General features: G+C 70.3%; 13 protein-coding genes. 5 read left to right on the top strand and 8 right to left on the bottom strand.

The window, feature by feature from the left end; all coding sequences use genetic code 11:
• The first annotated feature begins 60 nt into the window (after positions 1-60).
• Positions 61-624: a hypothetical protein gene (locus D7V80_RS23575; protein WP_120590298.1), complete on the top strand. Its 564-nt coding sequence runs from the start codon at positions 61-63 to the stop codon at positions 622-624.
• Between the two features lie 31 nt (positions 625-655).
• On the opposite strand, the gene D7V80_RS23570 is transcribed toward D7V80_RS23575, so the two are convergent.
• The 4 genes from D7V80_RS23570 to D7V80_RS23555 form a co-directional block, all read right to left on the bottom strand.
• Positions 656-2,221 carry a beta-ketoacyl synthase N-terminal-like domain-containing protein gene (locus tag D7V80_RS23570; protein WP_120590297.1) on the bottom strand — a complete coding sequence of 522 codons (1,566 nt, stop codon included), beginning with the start codon at positions 2,219-2,221 and terminating at the stop codon, positions 656-658.
• A 29-nt stretch (positions 2,222-2,250) separates the two neighbouring features.
• Complete coding sequence (locus tag D7V80_RS23565; RefSeq protein ID WP_120590296.1) at positions 2,251-3,726, bottom strand: hypothetical protein; 1,476 nt, start codon at positions 3,724-3,726, stop codon at positions 2,251-2,253.
• An 82-nt stretch (positions 3,727-3,808) separates the two neighbouring features.
• Positions 3,809-4,516 (bottom strand): hypothetical protein, encoded by a 708-nt coding sequence (locus D7V80_RS23560; protein WP_120590295.1) that lies wholly within the window; start codon positions 4,514-4,516, stop codon positions 3,809-3,811.
• Positions 4,517-4,543: 27 nt separating this feature from the next.
• Positions 4,544-4,762: a molecular chaperone DnaJ gene (locus D7V80_RS23555; protein ID WP_120590294.1), complete on the bottom strand. Its 219-nt coding sequence runs from the start codon at positions 4,760-4,762 to the stop codon at positions 4,544-4,546.
• 155 nt (positions 4,763-4,917) lie between these two features.
• On the opposite strand from D7V80_RS23555, the gene D7V80_RS23550 reads away from it, so the two are divergent.
• Positions 4,918-5,676, top strand: a complete 759-nt coding sequence (locus D7V80_RS23550) for a DUF4159 domain-containing protein (protein WP_120590293.1) — start codon at positions 4,918-4,920, stop codon at positions 5,674-5,676.
• Positions 5,677-5,704: 28 nt separating this feature from the next.
• Positions 5,705-7,984, top strand: a complete 2,280-nt coding sequence (locus D7V80_RS23545) for a glutamine amidotransferase (protein WP_120590292.1) — start codon at positions 5,705-5,707, stop codon at positions 7,982-7,984.
• Positions 7,985-8,060: 76 nt separating this feature from the next.
• Here D7V80_RS23545 and D7V80_RS23540 read toward each other — a convergent pair whose 3' ends face one another.
• From D7V80_RS23540 to D7V80_RS23530, 3 genes are all read right to left on the bottom strand, one after another.
• Positions 8,061-8,618 (bottom strand): superoxide dismutase family protein, encoded by a 558-nt coding sequence (locus tag D7V80_RS23540; RefSeq protein WP_120590291.1) that lies wholly within the window; start codon positions 8,616-8,618, stop codon positions 8,061-8,063.
• 111 nt (positions 8,619-8,729) lie between these two features.
• On the bottom strand, positions 8,730-10,307 hold the full coding sequence (locus tag D7V80_RS23535) for an N-6 DNA methylase (RefSeq protein ID WP_120590290.1): 1,578 nt from the start codon (positions 10,305-10,307) through the stop codon (positions 8,730-8,732).
• 21 nt (positions 10,308-10,328) lie between these two features.
• On the bottom strand, positions 10,329-11,183 hold the full coding sequence (locus D7V80_RS23530; RefSeq protein ID WP_120590289.1) for an ion transporter: 855 nt from the start codon (positions 11,181-11,183) through the stop codon (positions 10,329-10,331).
• A gap of 141 nt (positions 11,184-11,324) precedes the next feature.
• Here D7V80_RS23530 and D7V80_RS23525 point away from each other — a divergent pair, with 141 nt between their 5' ends.
• The gene (locus D7V80_RS23525) at positions 11,325-12,089 is read left to right on the top strand and encodes a DUF4239 domain-containing protein (protein WP_120590288.1); all 765 of its coding nucleotides are present in this window, start codon (positions 11,325-11,327) and stop codon (positions 12,087-12,089) included.
• A gap of 78 nt (positions 12,090-12,167) precedes the next feature.
• Complete coding sequence (locus tag D7V80_RS23520; protein ID WP_147447194.1) at positions 12,168-13,277, top strand: alpha/beta fold hydrolase; 1,110 nt, start codon at positions 12,168-12,170, stop codon at positions 13,275-13,277.
• A gap of 104 nt (positions 13,278-13,381) precedes the next feature.
• On the opposite strand, the gene D7V80_RS23515 is transcribed toward D7V80_RS23520, so the two are convergent.
• Positions 13,382-15,007, bottom strand: a complete 1,626-nt coding sequence (locus D7V80_RS23515; protein ID WP_120590286.1) for a sodium/solute symporter — start codon at positions 15,005-15,007, stop codon at positions 13,382-13,384.
• Positions 15,008-15,015: the final 8 nt, after the last annotated feature.

Raw genomic sequence — 15,015 nt, 5'->3', positions numbered from 1 at the left:
GGGCGCGCTAGGATGGGCGGGCCTCACACCCCACTGCTTCCCGTCCGGGAGGTCGTCCCCATGCGCCACCTGCTTCGCGCGGCCCCGTTGTGGGCCCTGACCGCGTCCGTCGTCCTCGTCACCGGTTGTGCCGGCCACCAGCGCGACAACTACATCCGCGACCGCGCGGCCACCGTCGCCTACGAGCAGCCGCTCGCGCAGCTGTGGCCGGAGGTGAAGGCCATCATGGACGAGCGCGGCTACTCATGGCGCGAGCTGCCCAACCAGTTCGTGCTGGAGACGGAGTGGCTGGACTCCGGCGGCGGCACGCTGGGGCCCACGTCCTCCACGCGCTACCTCATTGAAGGGGTCACCCTGGCGGATGGCAGGGCCGTGCTGCGCGCGCTGCGCTCCGACCGCGTGCAGCAGTCCGTGGGCGTCAGCTACGCCACCGACAAGGGCAACGGCAGACCGTCCACCGGCGGCCTGGCGGACCCCAACGGCGTGGGCCGAAGCGCCAGCGGCCTGGCCCCGGAGCAGAAGGCCAGTTACCGCGACCTGGACCTGGAGCTGGAGTTCTTCCGCAAGCTCAACCCGAAGGCAGCCACGGCCCTGGAGGCCGAGGCGTCCGCGAAGTACCCCTGAGGGCCCTTCGCGGACCGTCACGCCTCCGGCGCTACTTCCAGGGCCGGGAGATGACGCAGGCGTTGATGCCGCCCACGCCCATGGACAGCTTGCCCGAGCACCCCTCGGGCGCCGCCACTTCCTGGTTGAAGACGAAGCGGCCGTGCACCTTGGCGATCTGCTTGTTGAGCTCCGGGGCGGACAGCGGCGTGGGGTACACCTTGCCGGCTTCGGCGCCCAGGTACTGCGCGGTGAGCTCCCAGCCTCCGCCCGCGGACATGCCGTGGCCGAAGGTGCCCTTGCGCGCGGTGATCAGCACGGACTCCGGCAGCACGTCGCGCAGGTTCTGCACCTCCAGGAAGTCGCCTGGGGTGGCGGTGGCGTGCAGGTCCCAGCTGCCCACGTCCTGGGGCTGGCAGCCGGCGGCGCCCAGCGCGTCGCGGATGGCCAGCGTGGGGCCTTCCTTGGACGGGGTGATGATGTGGTCCGCGTCCGCGGTGACGCCCACGGCCACGGGCTCCAGGCCCAGCGCCTTGAAGCCCTTCTGCGTGAAGTGCTCGTAGTCGCCCACCACCCACACCACCGCGCCTCCGGCGATGTGCGTGCCGCGCAGCGCGGTGAGGGGCTTGGACACGGCGGCGTCCGCGGAGATGACGCGCGCGTTGTAGAAGCCGCCCACCACCAGCGGGTTGGGCGCCGCGTCCGTCATGCCCAGCACCACGGCCTTGGCCTCACCCAGGCGGATGGCGTTCATGGCCAGCTTCAGGCCGTAGCCGAAGGACGAGCACGCGGCCACCGGCGCGAACGTCATGCCCGTAATCTGGCCCAGCATGGACACCTGGGACGCGGGCGTGTTGTGGATGTTCCACAGCACGTTGGAGGACACGGCGTTCCACGGCGGCTCGGGCGCGCTCCACTTCTTCTGGAGGCGCGCGTTGCGCGTGCGCTTCTCCTTGATGACGGCCAGCTTGGCGGACTCCACGTCGCCCTCGTCGGGCACGCCAATGGCTTCAATCTCGCGCAGCTCCTCCAGGTACTCGCGCAGCTCCGGCGAGCGGCCGGCCCAGAAGTGCCACCAGTCGTCCTCCGCCTTGTCGCGCTCCACCTCTTCGATGGTGGAGGGCTCCGGCGGCAGGCCGGGCAGGGGCTCGCGCGTCTCACGCCACTGGCGGAGGGCGCCGTTGCGCTCGGGGGAGGCCCAGAAGCGGTCCCACCGGCGCTGGGCGCGGTAGAGGTCCAGGGAGATGTTCTGGATGGTGGGCAGGTCGCCCAGGCCGGTGCCCACGTAGACGTGGGCCTTCGTGCCCAGCTCCTGGAGCTCCTTCTCGATGCCCGGGTTCTGCGCCAGCGACTGGATGAACGCGCCGATGGCGTACTGCGTGGGCTGCCCCATCTTCCGCTCCAGCTGGGAGAAGCGGTTGGCGGGGAAGCGCTCGTCGATCCACGGCTTGTAGTCCGCCAGGTTGAACGTGGGGGTGCCGACGAGGAAGTTGTCCGGACCGAAGCCGTTGAAGGGGGTCAGCCAGGTCTCGGACGACGCGAGGTTCTTCGCGAAGGCCTCGATGTTGGGGGAACGCGGGGCGACCACGCCCCAGCCGAAGATTCCGACTCTGCGCACGGGTGTTTCCTCCGCCGCCCGGGGGAAGGCTACAGCGGCTGGATCTTGAGGTTGTCGAAGTGGACGCGCGTCTGCCAGCCGGAGAACCCGAAGTACTGGTTCCGGGGGCCGTAGAGCGGGGACGCGTCCTGGAGGGTGAGGAAGGGCTTGCCGTCCACTTCCCACGACAGGAGTCCGTCCCGCCGGGTGATCTTGAAGTGGTAGCGCTGGCCGGGCACCACCGCGGCGCCGTCGCGCACGGCGCGGTCGTTGGTGTGCTCGTGCTGGCGGGCGATGATGGACTGGGTGTTCTTCCAGCCGCCGAAGATGAAGACGTAGCCGGTGGCGGTGTACTGCAGGCGCGGGTCGCCCGCGTAGAAGGAGCGGCCGTCGCCCCACGCCTCCACCTTCATGTCGCCGTCCGGGCTGTCACCCCAGGCGTCGAACTCGATGACGGCGTTCTCCGGGAGGGGCTTCTTCAGCCACACCGGGCGGTTGCCCAGGGCCTGCACCACCAGCGCCCCGTCCTCGATTTTGACGGCGGCGGGGTGGGTGACGTTCCACGCGTCACCCAGGGTGTCGCGGTTGAAGTCGTCCTCGGAGGGGCCCGGGGGCAGGGTGGGCTCCTGCTTCGCCACCAGGGTGGCGGGCATGGAGTCCGGCGTGCCCACGCGCAGGTTGTCGAAGAACAGCTGCGACTCCCAGCCGGACAGGCCCAGCCGGTCCTGGCCCTTGCCCTTCAAGGGGAACGGGTCGTCCAGCTCCGCGACCAGCTGCCCGTCGATGGCCCACTTGAGCACGTTGCCGCGCCGCTCGATGCGCCAGTGGTACGTGCGGCCGGACTGGATGGGGGCGCCCACGCGGGACTCCACGCGCACCCGCGTGTCCTTCTTGAAGACGCCGGTGGCGACGAGGTCCGCGCCCTTGCCGCCGCCCTTCTCCGCGACGCGCGCGGCCCTGCGCTGGAGCGCGTCCAGCGCGGGGGCGTTGATGTCCCGCCGGGCGATGACGGACAGGCTGTTGTTCCACCCGCCCTGCACCAGCACGTAGCCGGAGGCCGGGTCGCGGCCGTTGCCGAACAGCTCCACGCGGATGTCGCCCTCCGGGTACTCCGGGCGCACGTCGAACTCCACCGCCACGTCGTCCGGCAGCGAGGCCTGGAGCCACAGCGGGTTGTTCTTGGGCGCGGGGCCCAGCAGCTCCCCGTTCGTCACCCGCCAGTAGGCGCCGGTGGAGAAGAAGTCGCGCGCGACGACGGCCGGGTCGTTGAACGACTGCTGGTAGGGCACCGTCGCGGTGACGTCCGCCTGGCCGCGGAAGAGCGCGTAGTGGATGAGCGGGAGCTGGATGAAGGCGACCGCGCCCGCGAGGATGGCCCACCCCTTGCGGCCCATGCCGGCGGGCTTGCGCCACCCCTCATGGGGCACGGCGGGCTGGGCGGCGTCCGGGGAAGACGGGACGGAGGCCGCCGGGGGCGACCCTTCCTGCTTCTGCGTGTCCTTGTCCTTGCGGCTGGCCTGGCCCATCGATGCTCGAGGAAGGGGAGGGGGAAAGCCGGCGGAATCTACGCCCCGGCCCCCCCGGCGTAAAGGATTGCCGGGACAGGGGTTACTTGACCCCCCAGCGCTTCTCGAGCGCCTGCTGTTCCGCCAGGCGCTGCTTCTGCCGCTGCTTCTCCGCCTTCTGTTGATCCGACTCCTCTGGAGTGGGGCGCACGGCCAGCTGGTAGACACTGCCCGCCAGGGCGAAGAGGAGCGCGGCGATGATGACGCCCCAGGGGCGGCTGGCCACCGCCTCCACCAGACCGCCGAACTGGTGCAGCGCCGCGAGCGCGCCAATCACCAGCAGCCACGCGCCCACCGCCGACGCGACGATGCCGCTCACCTGCCGGTGGAGGATGGCGCCCACCAGGCCGCCCACGATGAAGCCCGGCCCGAAGCCGAGCAGGAAGTCGCTGGGGCCGGCAATCTGGCCCGCCAGGAGCCCCAGCGGCACGCCCACGCCCACGAAGGTGACGGCGGGCGGGAAGAGGAAGCCCAGCGCCATCAGCGCCGCGGCCACCAGGGTGGGCAGGCGCGGATCCAGTTCGCCCAGGTTGAGCCGCTGGGTGATGGCGCCCGTCCACACCAGGCCCAGCACCGCGCCCACCGGGCCCGCCACCACGCGGAACAGCTTGCCGCCGCCCGCGAGCAGCAGCACCAGCCCCACGAGCGCGACCACGACGCCCACCCACATGGGCAGCAGTCGATAGATGCCCACCCAGCCGGAGGGGTTGAAGGTCTGGTACGACTTGAGCGCCTGGAGGAAACCTTCCATGACGCGACATCCTAGCGACTGTGGCCGTCAGGAATAGCGGGTCAAGGCGAGCCCCAGCAGCACCGCCAGGATGAGCGCGCCCAGGAGCGCGTAACCGTAGAGGGCGCGGGGCGTTTCCGTGGCGCGCAGCAGGTCTTCCGCGCGTTCGCGGTCTTCCGGGGAAGGGCTGCCCGCGAGGATGCGCTGCGCGTCCCGCCGGGCGCCGGCCACGTCACCGGCGTCCTTGCGGGCCCAGGCGGCGCGCACTTCTTCGGAGCCTGGTTCGGAGCCTGGAGAGCCTGGGAGGGCGCCGGGAGCCTGGGGGCCGCCGCCGGGCTCCGGGGGCGTCTGTCCGCCTTTCGCCATGGGGCGCGTCTATACCAGGGAATGCAGGCACCCGCCGACGGTATAAGCAGGTCCCCATGCCTGTGCGGTCCCTCTCCCGTCGAAACCTCCTGCTCGCCACGTCCGCGCTCGTCCCGCTGCTGTCCCGGCGTGCGGCCGCCTTCGGTGAGAAGAGCCGCTTCATCCCCGCCGTGGCCCGGCACGGGGGCCGCTGGGACGGCCGGTTGTCGGGGCTGCGCCGGCTTGCGTGGGAGCTGCAGCGGCGCACCTCCGTGGAGGTGGTGCCGGACGCGCGCCCGTTCGCGCTGAGCAGCCCGGACCTCTTCGAGTACCCGTTCCTCTACTTCGGAGGGGACGGGCCCTTCCCGGCGCTCACTGACGCGGAGGTGTCCAACCTGCGCCGCTACCTGACGTACGGCGGCTTCGTGTTCGGGGACGCCAACGACGGCAGCGACGGGGACGGCTTCGACGCCAGCTTCCGCCGGGAGATGGCGCGCGTGCTGCCGCAGAGCCCGCTGAAGGAGGCGCCGGGGACGCACGTCGTCTTCAAGTCCTTCTTCCTCTTGGACGCGGCGCCGGGGCGCCTGTTGCACAAGCCGCTGCCGCTGGTGGCGAGCGTGGGCAAGCGCGCGGCGATCATCTACTCGCAGAACGACGTGGCGGGCGCGTGGAGCCGCAGCGAGTCCGGCGACTACGAGTTCGACGTGTCCCCGGGCGGCGAGCCGCAGCGCGAGCTGGCCATCCGCCTGGGCATCAACCTGTGCATGTACGCGCTCTGCCTGGACTACAAGGACGACGCGGTGCACCTGCCCCTCATCCTCAACAAGCGGCGCTGAAAGAGCGTTTCCTGGCGCGAACCCTCGAATGAACTCCCCGTCCTTCAACGCGTGGAAGCTCGTCAGCCTGTCGCCGCTGCCGCTCTGGGCACTGGTGCTGCTGGGTGTGGGGTTGGTGCTGGGCATCGCGCTGGCGGCGTGGGGCGTGCGCCGCGAGCCGTCCCGGGGCCGCAAGCTGCTCTTGTGGGGCCTGCGCATCGGCGCGGGCGTGGCGGCGTTCTTCTTCCTGTTGGAGCCCGGCATCCGTCACCTGCAGGTGGCGCGGATGAAGAACCGGGTGGCGGTGCTGGTGGACCGCTCGGCGTCCATGAGCTTCCCGTCGGAGCCGGGCGGGCCCACGCGCAGCGCGCAGGTGGCGGCGTTCCTGGAGAAGGCGGCGCCCACGTTCGCGTCCTGGCAGGACCGCTTCACGGTGGAGGTGTACGGGGTGGATCCGGAGCTCTCTCCGGTGACGGCCGCGCAGCTGGCCCAGGAGCCCGCGCGGGCGGGCACGACGGACCTGCTCGCGGCGCTGCGGTCCGCGGCGTCCGGGGGGCAGGGGTCGCGCAAGCTGTCCGGCGTGCTGTTGTTCAGCGACGGCGCGGACAACACGGAATTGAAGGCCGGGGCGGTGGGCCGGGCGCGTGCGGCGCTCACGGACCTGGGCGTGCCGGTGTCCACGTTCCTGGTGGGCCAGGAGGCGCTGAAGGATTTGTCGGTGGAGGGGCTGAAGGTGGATGACTTCGCCTTCGTGCGCAACTCGTTGACGGTGGAGGTGGAGATCCACGGCCGCGGGTTCTCCGGGCAGGACATCCCCGTCGTCTTGAGCCAGGAGGGCAAGACGGTAGCGAGCAAGCTGGTGAAGATGACCACCGGCGACGACGTGAAGCCGGTGTCCTTCACCTTCACGCCGGACCAGACGGGGCGCTTCGTCTACACGGTGACGGTGCCCACGTTCCCGGATGAGGCGGTGAGCGACAACAACAGCCGCTCGTTCACGCTGAAGGTGATTCGCGACCGCGTGCGCGTGCTGCTGGTGGTGGGGCGGCCGTCGTGGGACGAGCGCTTCCTGCGCGGGCTGCTCAAGCAGGACGCGAACGTGGACCTGGTGTCGTTCTACATCCTGCGCACGCTGTCGGACGACCCGGGCGTGTCGAACGAGCGGGAGCTGTCGCTCATCCCGTTCCCCATGGAGGAGATCTTCGACACGAAGCTGCACACGTTCGACGTCGTCATCTTCCAGAACTTCGGTTACTCGGATCCGTCGCTGTCCATCGCGGAGTACGAGCGCAACCTGGAGCGCTACATCCACGAGGGCGGCGCGTTCGTGATGATTGGCGGCGACAGCGTGCTGGGCGAAGGCCGCGCGTCGATGCCCACGCTGATGGAGGCGCTGCCGGTGGAGGCGGCGGGCCCCGCGAACGCGGATCCGTTCAAGCCGCGCCTCACGCCAGAGGGCCTGCGGCATCCGGTGACGTCCATTGGCACGGGCGCGGCGAGCACGGAGGGCACGTGGGGAGAGCTTGCGCCGATTCCGGGCGCGAACCTGACGCGGGCTCGGCCGGGGGCGACGGTGTTGATGGACCACCCGTTCATGACGGTGGACGGGAAGAACGCGCCGCTCGTGTCGGTGTGGGACTACGGGCGGGGCCGGGCGATGGTGGTGGCGACGGACGCGACGTGGTCGTGGGCGTTCACGGCGCACCGGGACGGTTCGCCGAACCGGGCGTATGACCGCTTCTGGGGCAACGCGCTGCGCTGGCTGGTGAGAGACCCGGACCTGACGACGCTGAAGGTGACGGCGGATCCGCCGTCGGTGGAGCCGGGGCGGCCGGTGGGCGTGGTGGTGCAGGCGCGGATGGCGGACTACCAGCCGGCGGAGGGCGCGCAGGCGCGGGTGGAGCTGTTCTCCGTGGCGACGCAGAAGCCGGTGGCGGTGCAGACGGGCACGACGGGGGCGGACGGCGTGGTGCGGCTGGAGTTCGCGCCGCCGGCGCCGGGGCCGTACAAGCTGCTCGCGTCCGCGAAGAAGGGCGAGACGGACCTGGGCAAGGGCGAGGACGCGGTGGCGGTGCGCGCGGTGGGCCCGGAGCTGTCGGACGCGTCGGTGCGGCCGACGCTGATGGAGCAGATCGCCAGCATCACGGAGGGCAAGGCGTACAAGCTGCCGCAGGACGGGATGCCGGACGTGCCGCTGTTGGATCCGCCGGTGGTGGAGGTGGGGCGCGCGAAGGACCAGCCGCTGTGGGACCGCTGGTACTACCTGGTGGCGCTCATCGCGCTCCTGGGCGCGGAGTGGTTCGCGCGGCGGCGGTTCGGGTACGTGTAGCCATGTCGGGCTCCCAGCCCGGTCCTGAGATGACAGGCCGATGCCTGATGAACAGGCATCGGCCGTGATGCGGTGACTACTCCGACTTCTCCACCACGCCGCAGGCGATGCGGCCACCGGCGTCGCCGGTCGGGTCGGTGCGGTAGTCGTCCAGCTTGGCGTGGACCATGACGGAGGAGCCGTCCTTGTCGAGCAGCGACTTCACCTTCAGGTCGGCGACGAAGAAGTCGAACTGCACCTTGCCGTCCTGCGGAACGTAGAGGTTCGGCAGGTCACCGGCGTGATGGCCCTTGGGCGACAGCGCGCCGTGCTGCTTCTTCGTCGGGTTGAAGTGGCCGCCCGCCGTCTTGAACTCCGGCGCCTCGCACTTGCCCGTCTCGTGGATGTGGAAGGCGTGCTCGCCCGCGGGCAGGTTCATCAGCGAGCCCTTCACCAGCACGCCCTTGGGCCCCTGCTCCAGCGTCACCTCTCCCACGTCCTTGCCCTGGGCGTCCTTCAGCGTCGCCTTCACCGTCTCGCCCTTCTTGATGGCGGGCTTCGTCCCGGCGTCCGCGGGGGGCGGCGTCCCGGCGTCCTGGGCCAGGGCGGGCGTGGAGAGGAGGGCGGCTGCAACCAGCAGGGAACGGATCGTCATGTCTCACGGACTCCAGGGATGGGGTTACCCAGCGGCGCGGGACACTACCCACCCGCCGCGTCCTTCGCTGGAGAATGTCCACCCCCGCATGCGTCCGGTGATGGGGAGTCATCACTCCGGCAGCGGGCCCTCCAGCGGCACCGGCACCACCCGGGACGCTCCGAACGCGGGCGCCCAGACGCGCTGCACCTGCGTCCCGTTCAGGAAGCGCATCACCGCGCGGAACGCCGCCTCCGGCCCTCCCAGGCCTTCCGCCCAGGCGCTGCCCCGAGGCGACAGGTTCGGCACCAGCGGGCCCAGGGACTCGCGGGACCTGGCGCCCCGGGTGATGCCCAGGCCTTCGTCCCGGATCCGCTGGGGCACGTACAGCGGCGCGAACCGCGCGTGGCGGTGGTCATGCACGCAGCCGGGCTCCTCCAGCAGCGCCGCGGACAGGGGCAGTTCGCGCACGTTGAACAGGAGCTTCACCGCCTCCTCGTGCGGATCATACGGACCGCGCAGCCGGTGGTCTCCCCGGGGAATCAGCCGCCGGTCCAGGTAGCAGAACGCCTTCGCCTCTGGAGGCACCGCGCCCCGGTGCCTCGCGCCGCCGTAGCGGAAGAACGGACGTACGTGGCTTGTGTCCACCTCCAGCGCCGGCCCCTGCTTCAGCGCGCGCAGCTTGGGCAACAGCGCGGGCTCCAGGCCGTGTTCCCGCGCGAAGTCCTCCAGCATGTCCTCAGTCGCGGCGCAGAAGGCCCGGAGTCGCGCGAGCAGCCGCTCCTGGTCCGCGTCCACCAGCAGCTCGTCGAAGCGCGTCTTCACCCCGGGCAGGCTCACCGGGATGAGCGTGGTGAGCAATTCCCCCCGCGCGCGCCAGTCCGAGTCCAGCGCGGCGGCCTCCTGCGCGATGGGAGAGAGCCGCCACTCGGGCGCCTCGGGCGTGAAGCACTGGCCCGCGCCCTTGTGCTCGTAGCGGGGGGCGGAGGTGACCGCGTCAGTGCGCGACGTCCACACCGTGATGCACGTGCGCACCTGCGTGCCCGTGAAGATGCCCGGGCCCAGGTCCACCACCTCGCGCAGGTGGAGCGCTTGCAACAGCGCGTGGCGCAGCGGCGCGTAGATGAACGACTCCAGCAGGCTCGCGGGCGTGATGAAGGCGAGCACTCCCGGCCGGGCCGTCAGCCGCTTCATGGCCACGAGGAGGAAGAACGCGAAGTCGTCGCGAAGGCTCGTGCCCGGCGGCATCTCCAGCGGCACCAGGGCGCGCAGCCGCGCGTAGCAGGCCGCGTCCTTCAGCACCGCGGACGTGCCGTTGTAGGGCGGGTTGCCCACCCATAATTCAGCGTGCCCCTCCGGCGTCCCCGCGAGCAGCGGCTCCAGCCCGTCCCGAAGCGCGTCCCCCACGCGCACGTCCGCGCCCGGCACCCGGGCCTGACACAGACGGGCGACGCCGGCATCCAGCTCCAGGCCGCACAGCCTCGCGTCCGGACGGTGCCGCGCGGCGGCGGCGAGGAAGGCCCCCGCGCCGCAGGCCGGATCCACCACCGTGAGCGGCCCATCCCCCAGGTGTGACAGTGCCAGCGTGAGCGTGCGCTCCACGATGGGCGCGGGCGTATAGAACGCGCCCACCGCCTTGCGGTTGATGTCGGGGAACTGGTGGACCAGCCGTTCCTCGTCCAGCTCGGGCGTGTCGATGGCGCGGGCCATGCCGGACCATCCTAGACAGATTCACCCGGTGGGCCGCGAGGGGGCCCAGTCCAATGCCGTGCCGCAGCGTTTGCAATACGCCGCATCCAGGTCATGGCCCTGTGCGCCACAACCCGGGCACGCCTGGGTATTCAGGGGCTGACGCGTAGCGGCGGCGAGCTCCACCGACACGATGCCCGTGGGCACCGCGATGATGCCGTAGCCCATCACCATCAGGATGGACGCGATGAACTGCCCCGTCACCGTCTTGGGCGTGATGTCCCCGAAGCCCACCGTCGTCATCGTCACGATGGCCCAGTACATGGAGCGGGGAATGCTGTCGAAGCCGTGCTCCTCGCCCTCCACCATGTACATGACCGCGCCCATGATGACGTCGATGCTCAACACCGTGCCCAGGAAGACGATGATCTTGGGACGGCTCGCGCGCAGCGCCGTGAGCAGCACCTCCGCCTGACCCAGGAGGTGTCCCAGCTTGAGGATGCGGAAGACGCGCAGGAGGCGCAGCACGCGGATGACCAGCAGCGTCTGCGCGCCGGGGAGCAGCACGCTCAGGAACGACGGCAACAGCGCCATCAGGTCCACGATGCCGAAGAAGCTGCGCGCGTAGTGCAGCGGTTGGCGCACCGCGATGAGCCGCAGCACGTACTCCAGCGCGAAGAGGATGGTGAAGACCCATTCGGCCACGTGCAGCGCGTGGGCATGCTCCGCGCGCACCTGCGCGACGCTCTCCAGCATCACCGCCGCCACGCTGAACACGATGGCCCACAGCAGGGCCACGTCGAACGCCTTCCCCGCCGGGGTGTCCGCTTCGAAGATGATCGTGTGAAGGCGGGCGCGGAAGCCGCTCGGGGGGCTCTGTTCAGAGGGACGGTCCACAGGCCGCGCAGCTTAGGCGCAATCTCCTTGGGAACGTTCAACAGCGTCCCTGTCCCCTGGACCGGCGGTCGCGTTGCCAGGGCCGGTTCCCGTCTCAAGGTTCCCGTCCGCCCTGTCCATGGCGCGGAGCGGCTCTGGCGCATGTTGCGAATCTTCGACGCCATCCCCGTGTGGCTGCTGGCCGTGATGGTGATGGGCCTGCTCTTCCTGTGCCTGGAGGCCGGCTACCGGCTCAGTCACCGGAAGCCGGGCCTCGGCGACGTGTCGGCGCTCCAGGCGTCGGTGCTCGGGTTGGTGGCGCTCCTGCTCGCCTTCTCCTTCTCCATGGCCGCGGAGCGGTACTCGCTGCGCCGCGCCCTCGTGGTGAAGGAGGCGAACGCCATCGGCACGCTCTACCTGCGCCTCGGCTTCCTTCCCGAGCCCTCGCGCGGCGAGACGCGCGCCTGGCTGCGCCGCTACACCGACCTTCGCCTGGAGGGGCACGAAGTCGCGAATGAGCCGGCCGTCTTCGCGAAGCTGCTCCAGGAGTCGGAGTCGCTCCAGGACGAGCTCTGGGCGCGGCTGGAGGCGCTGGCGCCCCGGGTGGAGACCCCCGTGCTCATCCTCGTCACCCAGGCGATGAATGACGTGTTCGACGTCTCCGACGAACGCCTGGCGGCGGCCCACAACCTCATCCCGGCCTCCATCTTCATCCTGCTGCTCGTCGGGATGCTCGGCTCCGGCGTGCTCCTGGGATACCGGCCGGAGGCGCGCCTGCGCGGGCTCCTCTCCTGGTCCCTGTTCGTGGTCATCCTGACCGCCGTGATGTTCACCCTCCTGGACCTGGACCTCCCCACGCGAGGACGCATCCGCGTGGATCAGCAGCCGCTGCGGTCGCTCCAGGAGCAGCTGCGCCCCCGTCCCTGATGCAGTGCGTCTCCGAGGGGAAGCGCAGGACCCTCCAGGCCCATGCAATGGGTGCGGGGGACCGTCCGTTCAGGGGGCATGCGAACCTCCAAGGACCTTCCGAAGCGCGCCGTCCTTCCTCTCCTGGGTCTGGGCCTGTCGCTGGCGACCCTACCTGCCGCGGCGGAGGAAACGCCCACGCCCCAGGCCGTGATGCGCGAAGCCCGCCGCACCGTGCTCTCGGACGGCATCGAGAAGGCGGAGGCCGTGCGCATCGGCGGCATCGACCAGTGGATTTCGGTGCGCGGGCGCCACAAGGACAACCCGCTGCTGCTCTTCCTGCACGGCGGACCGGGCTACACCGCGCTGCCCGCCGCGTACTTCTACCAGGGGGAATGGGAGGAATATTTCACCGTCGCGCACTGGGATCAGCGCGGCGCGGGCAAGACGTATGCCCTCACGCCCGCGGACAAGGTGAAGCCCACCATGACCGTGGACCGCATGGTCGCGGACGCGGAGGAGGTGGTCGCGTACCTGCGCAAGACGTATGGCAAGAAGCGCATCGTGCTCGTGGGCCACAGCTGGGGCACGCTGCTGGGCGTGAGGCTCGTCCAGAAGCACCCGGAGTGGTTCGATGCGTATGTGGGCATCGGTCAGGGATTGGACGTGCCGAGGAACGAGGTCCTGGGCTACGAGGCCACGCTCGCCGCGGCGAAGGCGGACGGCAACAAGAAGGCCATCGCGGACCTGGAGTCGATTGCCCCGTTCCCGGACCCCAAGGACCCCGCGCGCACGCTGGCCAACCTGCACAAGGAGCGCCGCTGGCTCTCGTATTATGAGGGGCACGGCTGGCGCGCGCCGGACTGGCACGGCGCCCAGGTCTGGCGCTACAGCCCGGACGTCACCGACAAGGACATGGACGCGCGCGACGCGGGCCTGGACCTGAGCCTCGAGGTGTTCTGGGGGCCCATCTCCCAGATGAACCTCACGAAGGCCCACCGCTTCGCCGTGCCCGTCGTCTTCTTCCACGGTCGGCACGATCGCACCGTGTCCGCGCAGCTGCTGGAGGCCTGGTTCCCCACCGTCCAGGCCCCGTCCAAGAAGCTCGTCTGGTTCGAGGACTCCGCGCACATGGTGCACGAGGAGGAACCCGGCAAGGTGCTCGTGCACCTGGTGAACGACGTGCTCCCGCTCACGCGCGGGAAGTAGTCACGGAAGAAAGAAAGGCGGAACCCGAGCCCCTTTGGAAACTCCCGGGTTCCGCCCTGTCCTTCACGTCGAGGAAGAAGCCGTGAAGGACCGCCGAGCAGCTTTCAAACCTTCTGGGGCGCCTCCGGGATGCCCGGGGGCACCGTGCCCGCCACGCCCGTGGGCACCGTCACCGGGGGCGCCACCGCCGCGCCCACGTGCATGCGGTGCTCCACCTCCGCGAACCGCGCGGACGCCTCCGTCTCCGGTGACACCAGCGACACCACCCAGCCGACGATGAAGGACAGCGGGATGGTGACGATGCCCGGGTTCTTCAGCGGGAAGAGGGCGGACGCGTTGCCCAACAGCTCCACCTGCACCGTGGGCGACAGGAAGATGAGCAGCACCGCGCTGATGGACCCGGTGAGCATGCTGGCCACCGCGCCCTTGGTGGTGAAGCCCCTCCACAGCATGGACAAGAGCAGCGCGGGGAAGTTCGCGCTCGCCGCGATGGCGAACGCCAGGCCCACCATGAAGGCCACGTTCTGGTTCTTGAAGACGACGCCCAGGATGATGGCCAGGATGCCCAGCGCGAGGCTGGCGATGCGCGCCACCTTGAGCTGCTCCGCTTCCGGCGCGTGTCCCTTGCGCACCACGCTGGACCACAGGTCGTGGGACAGCGCCGCCGCGCCCGACAGCGTCAGGCCCGCCACCACCGCGAGGATGGTGGCGAAGGACACCGCGGAGATGAAGCCCAGGAAGCCCGTGCCGCCCACCACCTCCGCCAGCATGGGCGCCGCCATGTTGCCGCCCTTGTCCACGCTCACGATGGCCTGACGGCCCACCAGCACGGACGCGCCGAAGCCCAGGATGAACGTCACCAGGTAGAAGAAGCCGATGAGGCCCGTGGCGTAGAATACGCTGGTGCGCGCCGCCTTCGCGTTGGGCACCGTGTAGAAGCGCATCAGGATGTGCGGCAGGCCCGCCGTGCCGAACATCAGCGCCAGGCCCAGGGAGATGGTCTCCAGCGGGTTGGACACCAGCTTGCCCGGCGCCAGCGCCTCCGGCCCGTAGCGGTTCACCGCCTCGCTGAAGAGCGCCGCGGGGCTGAAGCCGAACTGCCACAGCACCGAGATGGCCAGCGCCGTCGCGCCGCCCAGCAGCAGCACCGCCTTGACGATCTGCACCCACGTCGTGGCGATCATCCCGCCGAAGAGCACGTAGAGGATCATCACCGCGCCCACGATGACGACGGCCGTCTCATAGGAGAGGCCGAACAGCAGGCGGATGAGGTTGCCCGCGCCCACCATCTGGGCAATCAGGTAGAAGACGACGACGGTGAGCGTGCCCACCGCGGCGGACAGCCGCACCGGGGTCTGTTTCAGGCGGTAGGCCACCACGTCCGCGAAGGTGTACTTGCCCAGGTTGCGCAGGGGCTCCGCGATGAGGAAGGTCACCACGGGCCAGCCCACCAGCCAGCCCACGGAGTAGATGAGCCCGTCGAAGCCGGACGTGGCCACCAGCCCCGCGATGCCCAGGAAGCTGGCGGCGCTCATGAAGTCGCCCGCCAGCGCGAAGCCGTTCTGCCCCGCGCTGATGCCGCCACCGGCGGCGAAGAACTCCGACGTCGTCTTCGTCTTGCGCGCCGCCCAGTACGTGATGGCCAGCGTGATGCTGACGAAGAGGAGGAAGAAGACGATGGCCGTGGTGTTGGGCTGGCCAATCTGCGTGCCCGCGGTCGTGGGATTCATGGGTGGCC

This window comes from Corallococcus sp. CA054B (assembly GCF_003611625.1).
Classification (GTDB): Bacteria; Myxococcota; Myxococcia; order Myxococcales; family Myxococcaceae; genus Corallococcus; species Corallococcus coralloides.
Note: the sequence above shows the minus strand (reverse complement) of the source record. Positions and strands in the feature narration are given on the sequence as shown.

Bases quoted from the DNA above. Each gene is read 5' to 3' on its own strand.
- D7V80_RS23575 (WP_120590298.1), top strand. From the start codon at position 61: ATGCGCCACCTGCTTCGCGCGGCCCCGTTGTGGGCCCTGACCGCGTCC.
- D7V80_RS23565 (WP_120590296.1), bottom strand. From the start codon at position 3,726: ATGGGCCAGGCCAGCCGCAAGGACAAGGACACGCAGAAGCAGGAAGGG.
- D7V80_RS23560 (WP_120590295.1), bottom strand. From the start codon at position 4,516: ATGGAAGGTTTCCTCCAGGCGCTCAAGTCGTACCAGACCTTCAACCCC.
- D7V80_RS23550 (WP_120590293.1), top strand. From the start codon at position 4,918: ATGCCTGTGCGGTCCCTCTCCCGTCGAAACCTCCTGCTCGCCACGTCC.
- D7V80_RS23545 (WP_120590292.1), top strand. From the start codon at position 5,705: ATGAACTCCCCGTCCTTCAACGCGTGGAAGCTCGTCAGCCTGTCGCCG.
- D7V80_RS23540 (WP_120590291.1), bottom strand. From the start codon at position 8,618: ATGACGATCCGTTCCCTGCTGGTTGCAGCCGCCCTCCTCTCCACGCCC.
- D7V80_RS23535 (WP_120590290.1), bottom strand. From the start codon at position 10,307: ATGGCCCGCGCCATCGACACGCCCGAGCTGGACGAGGAACGGCTGGTC.
- D7V80_RS23525 (WP_120590288.1), top strand. From the start codon at position 11,325: ATGTTGCGAATCTTCGACGCCATCCCCGTGTGGCTGCTGGCCGTGATG.
- D7V80_RS23520 (WP_147447194.1), top strand. From the start codon at position 12,168: ATGCGAACCTCCAAGGACCTTCCGAAGCGCGCCGTCCTTCCTCTCCTG.
- D7V80_RS23515 (WP_120590286.1), bottom strand. From the start codon at position 15,007: ATGAATCCCACGACCGCGGGCACGCAGATTGGCCAGCCCAACACCACG.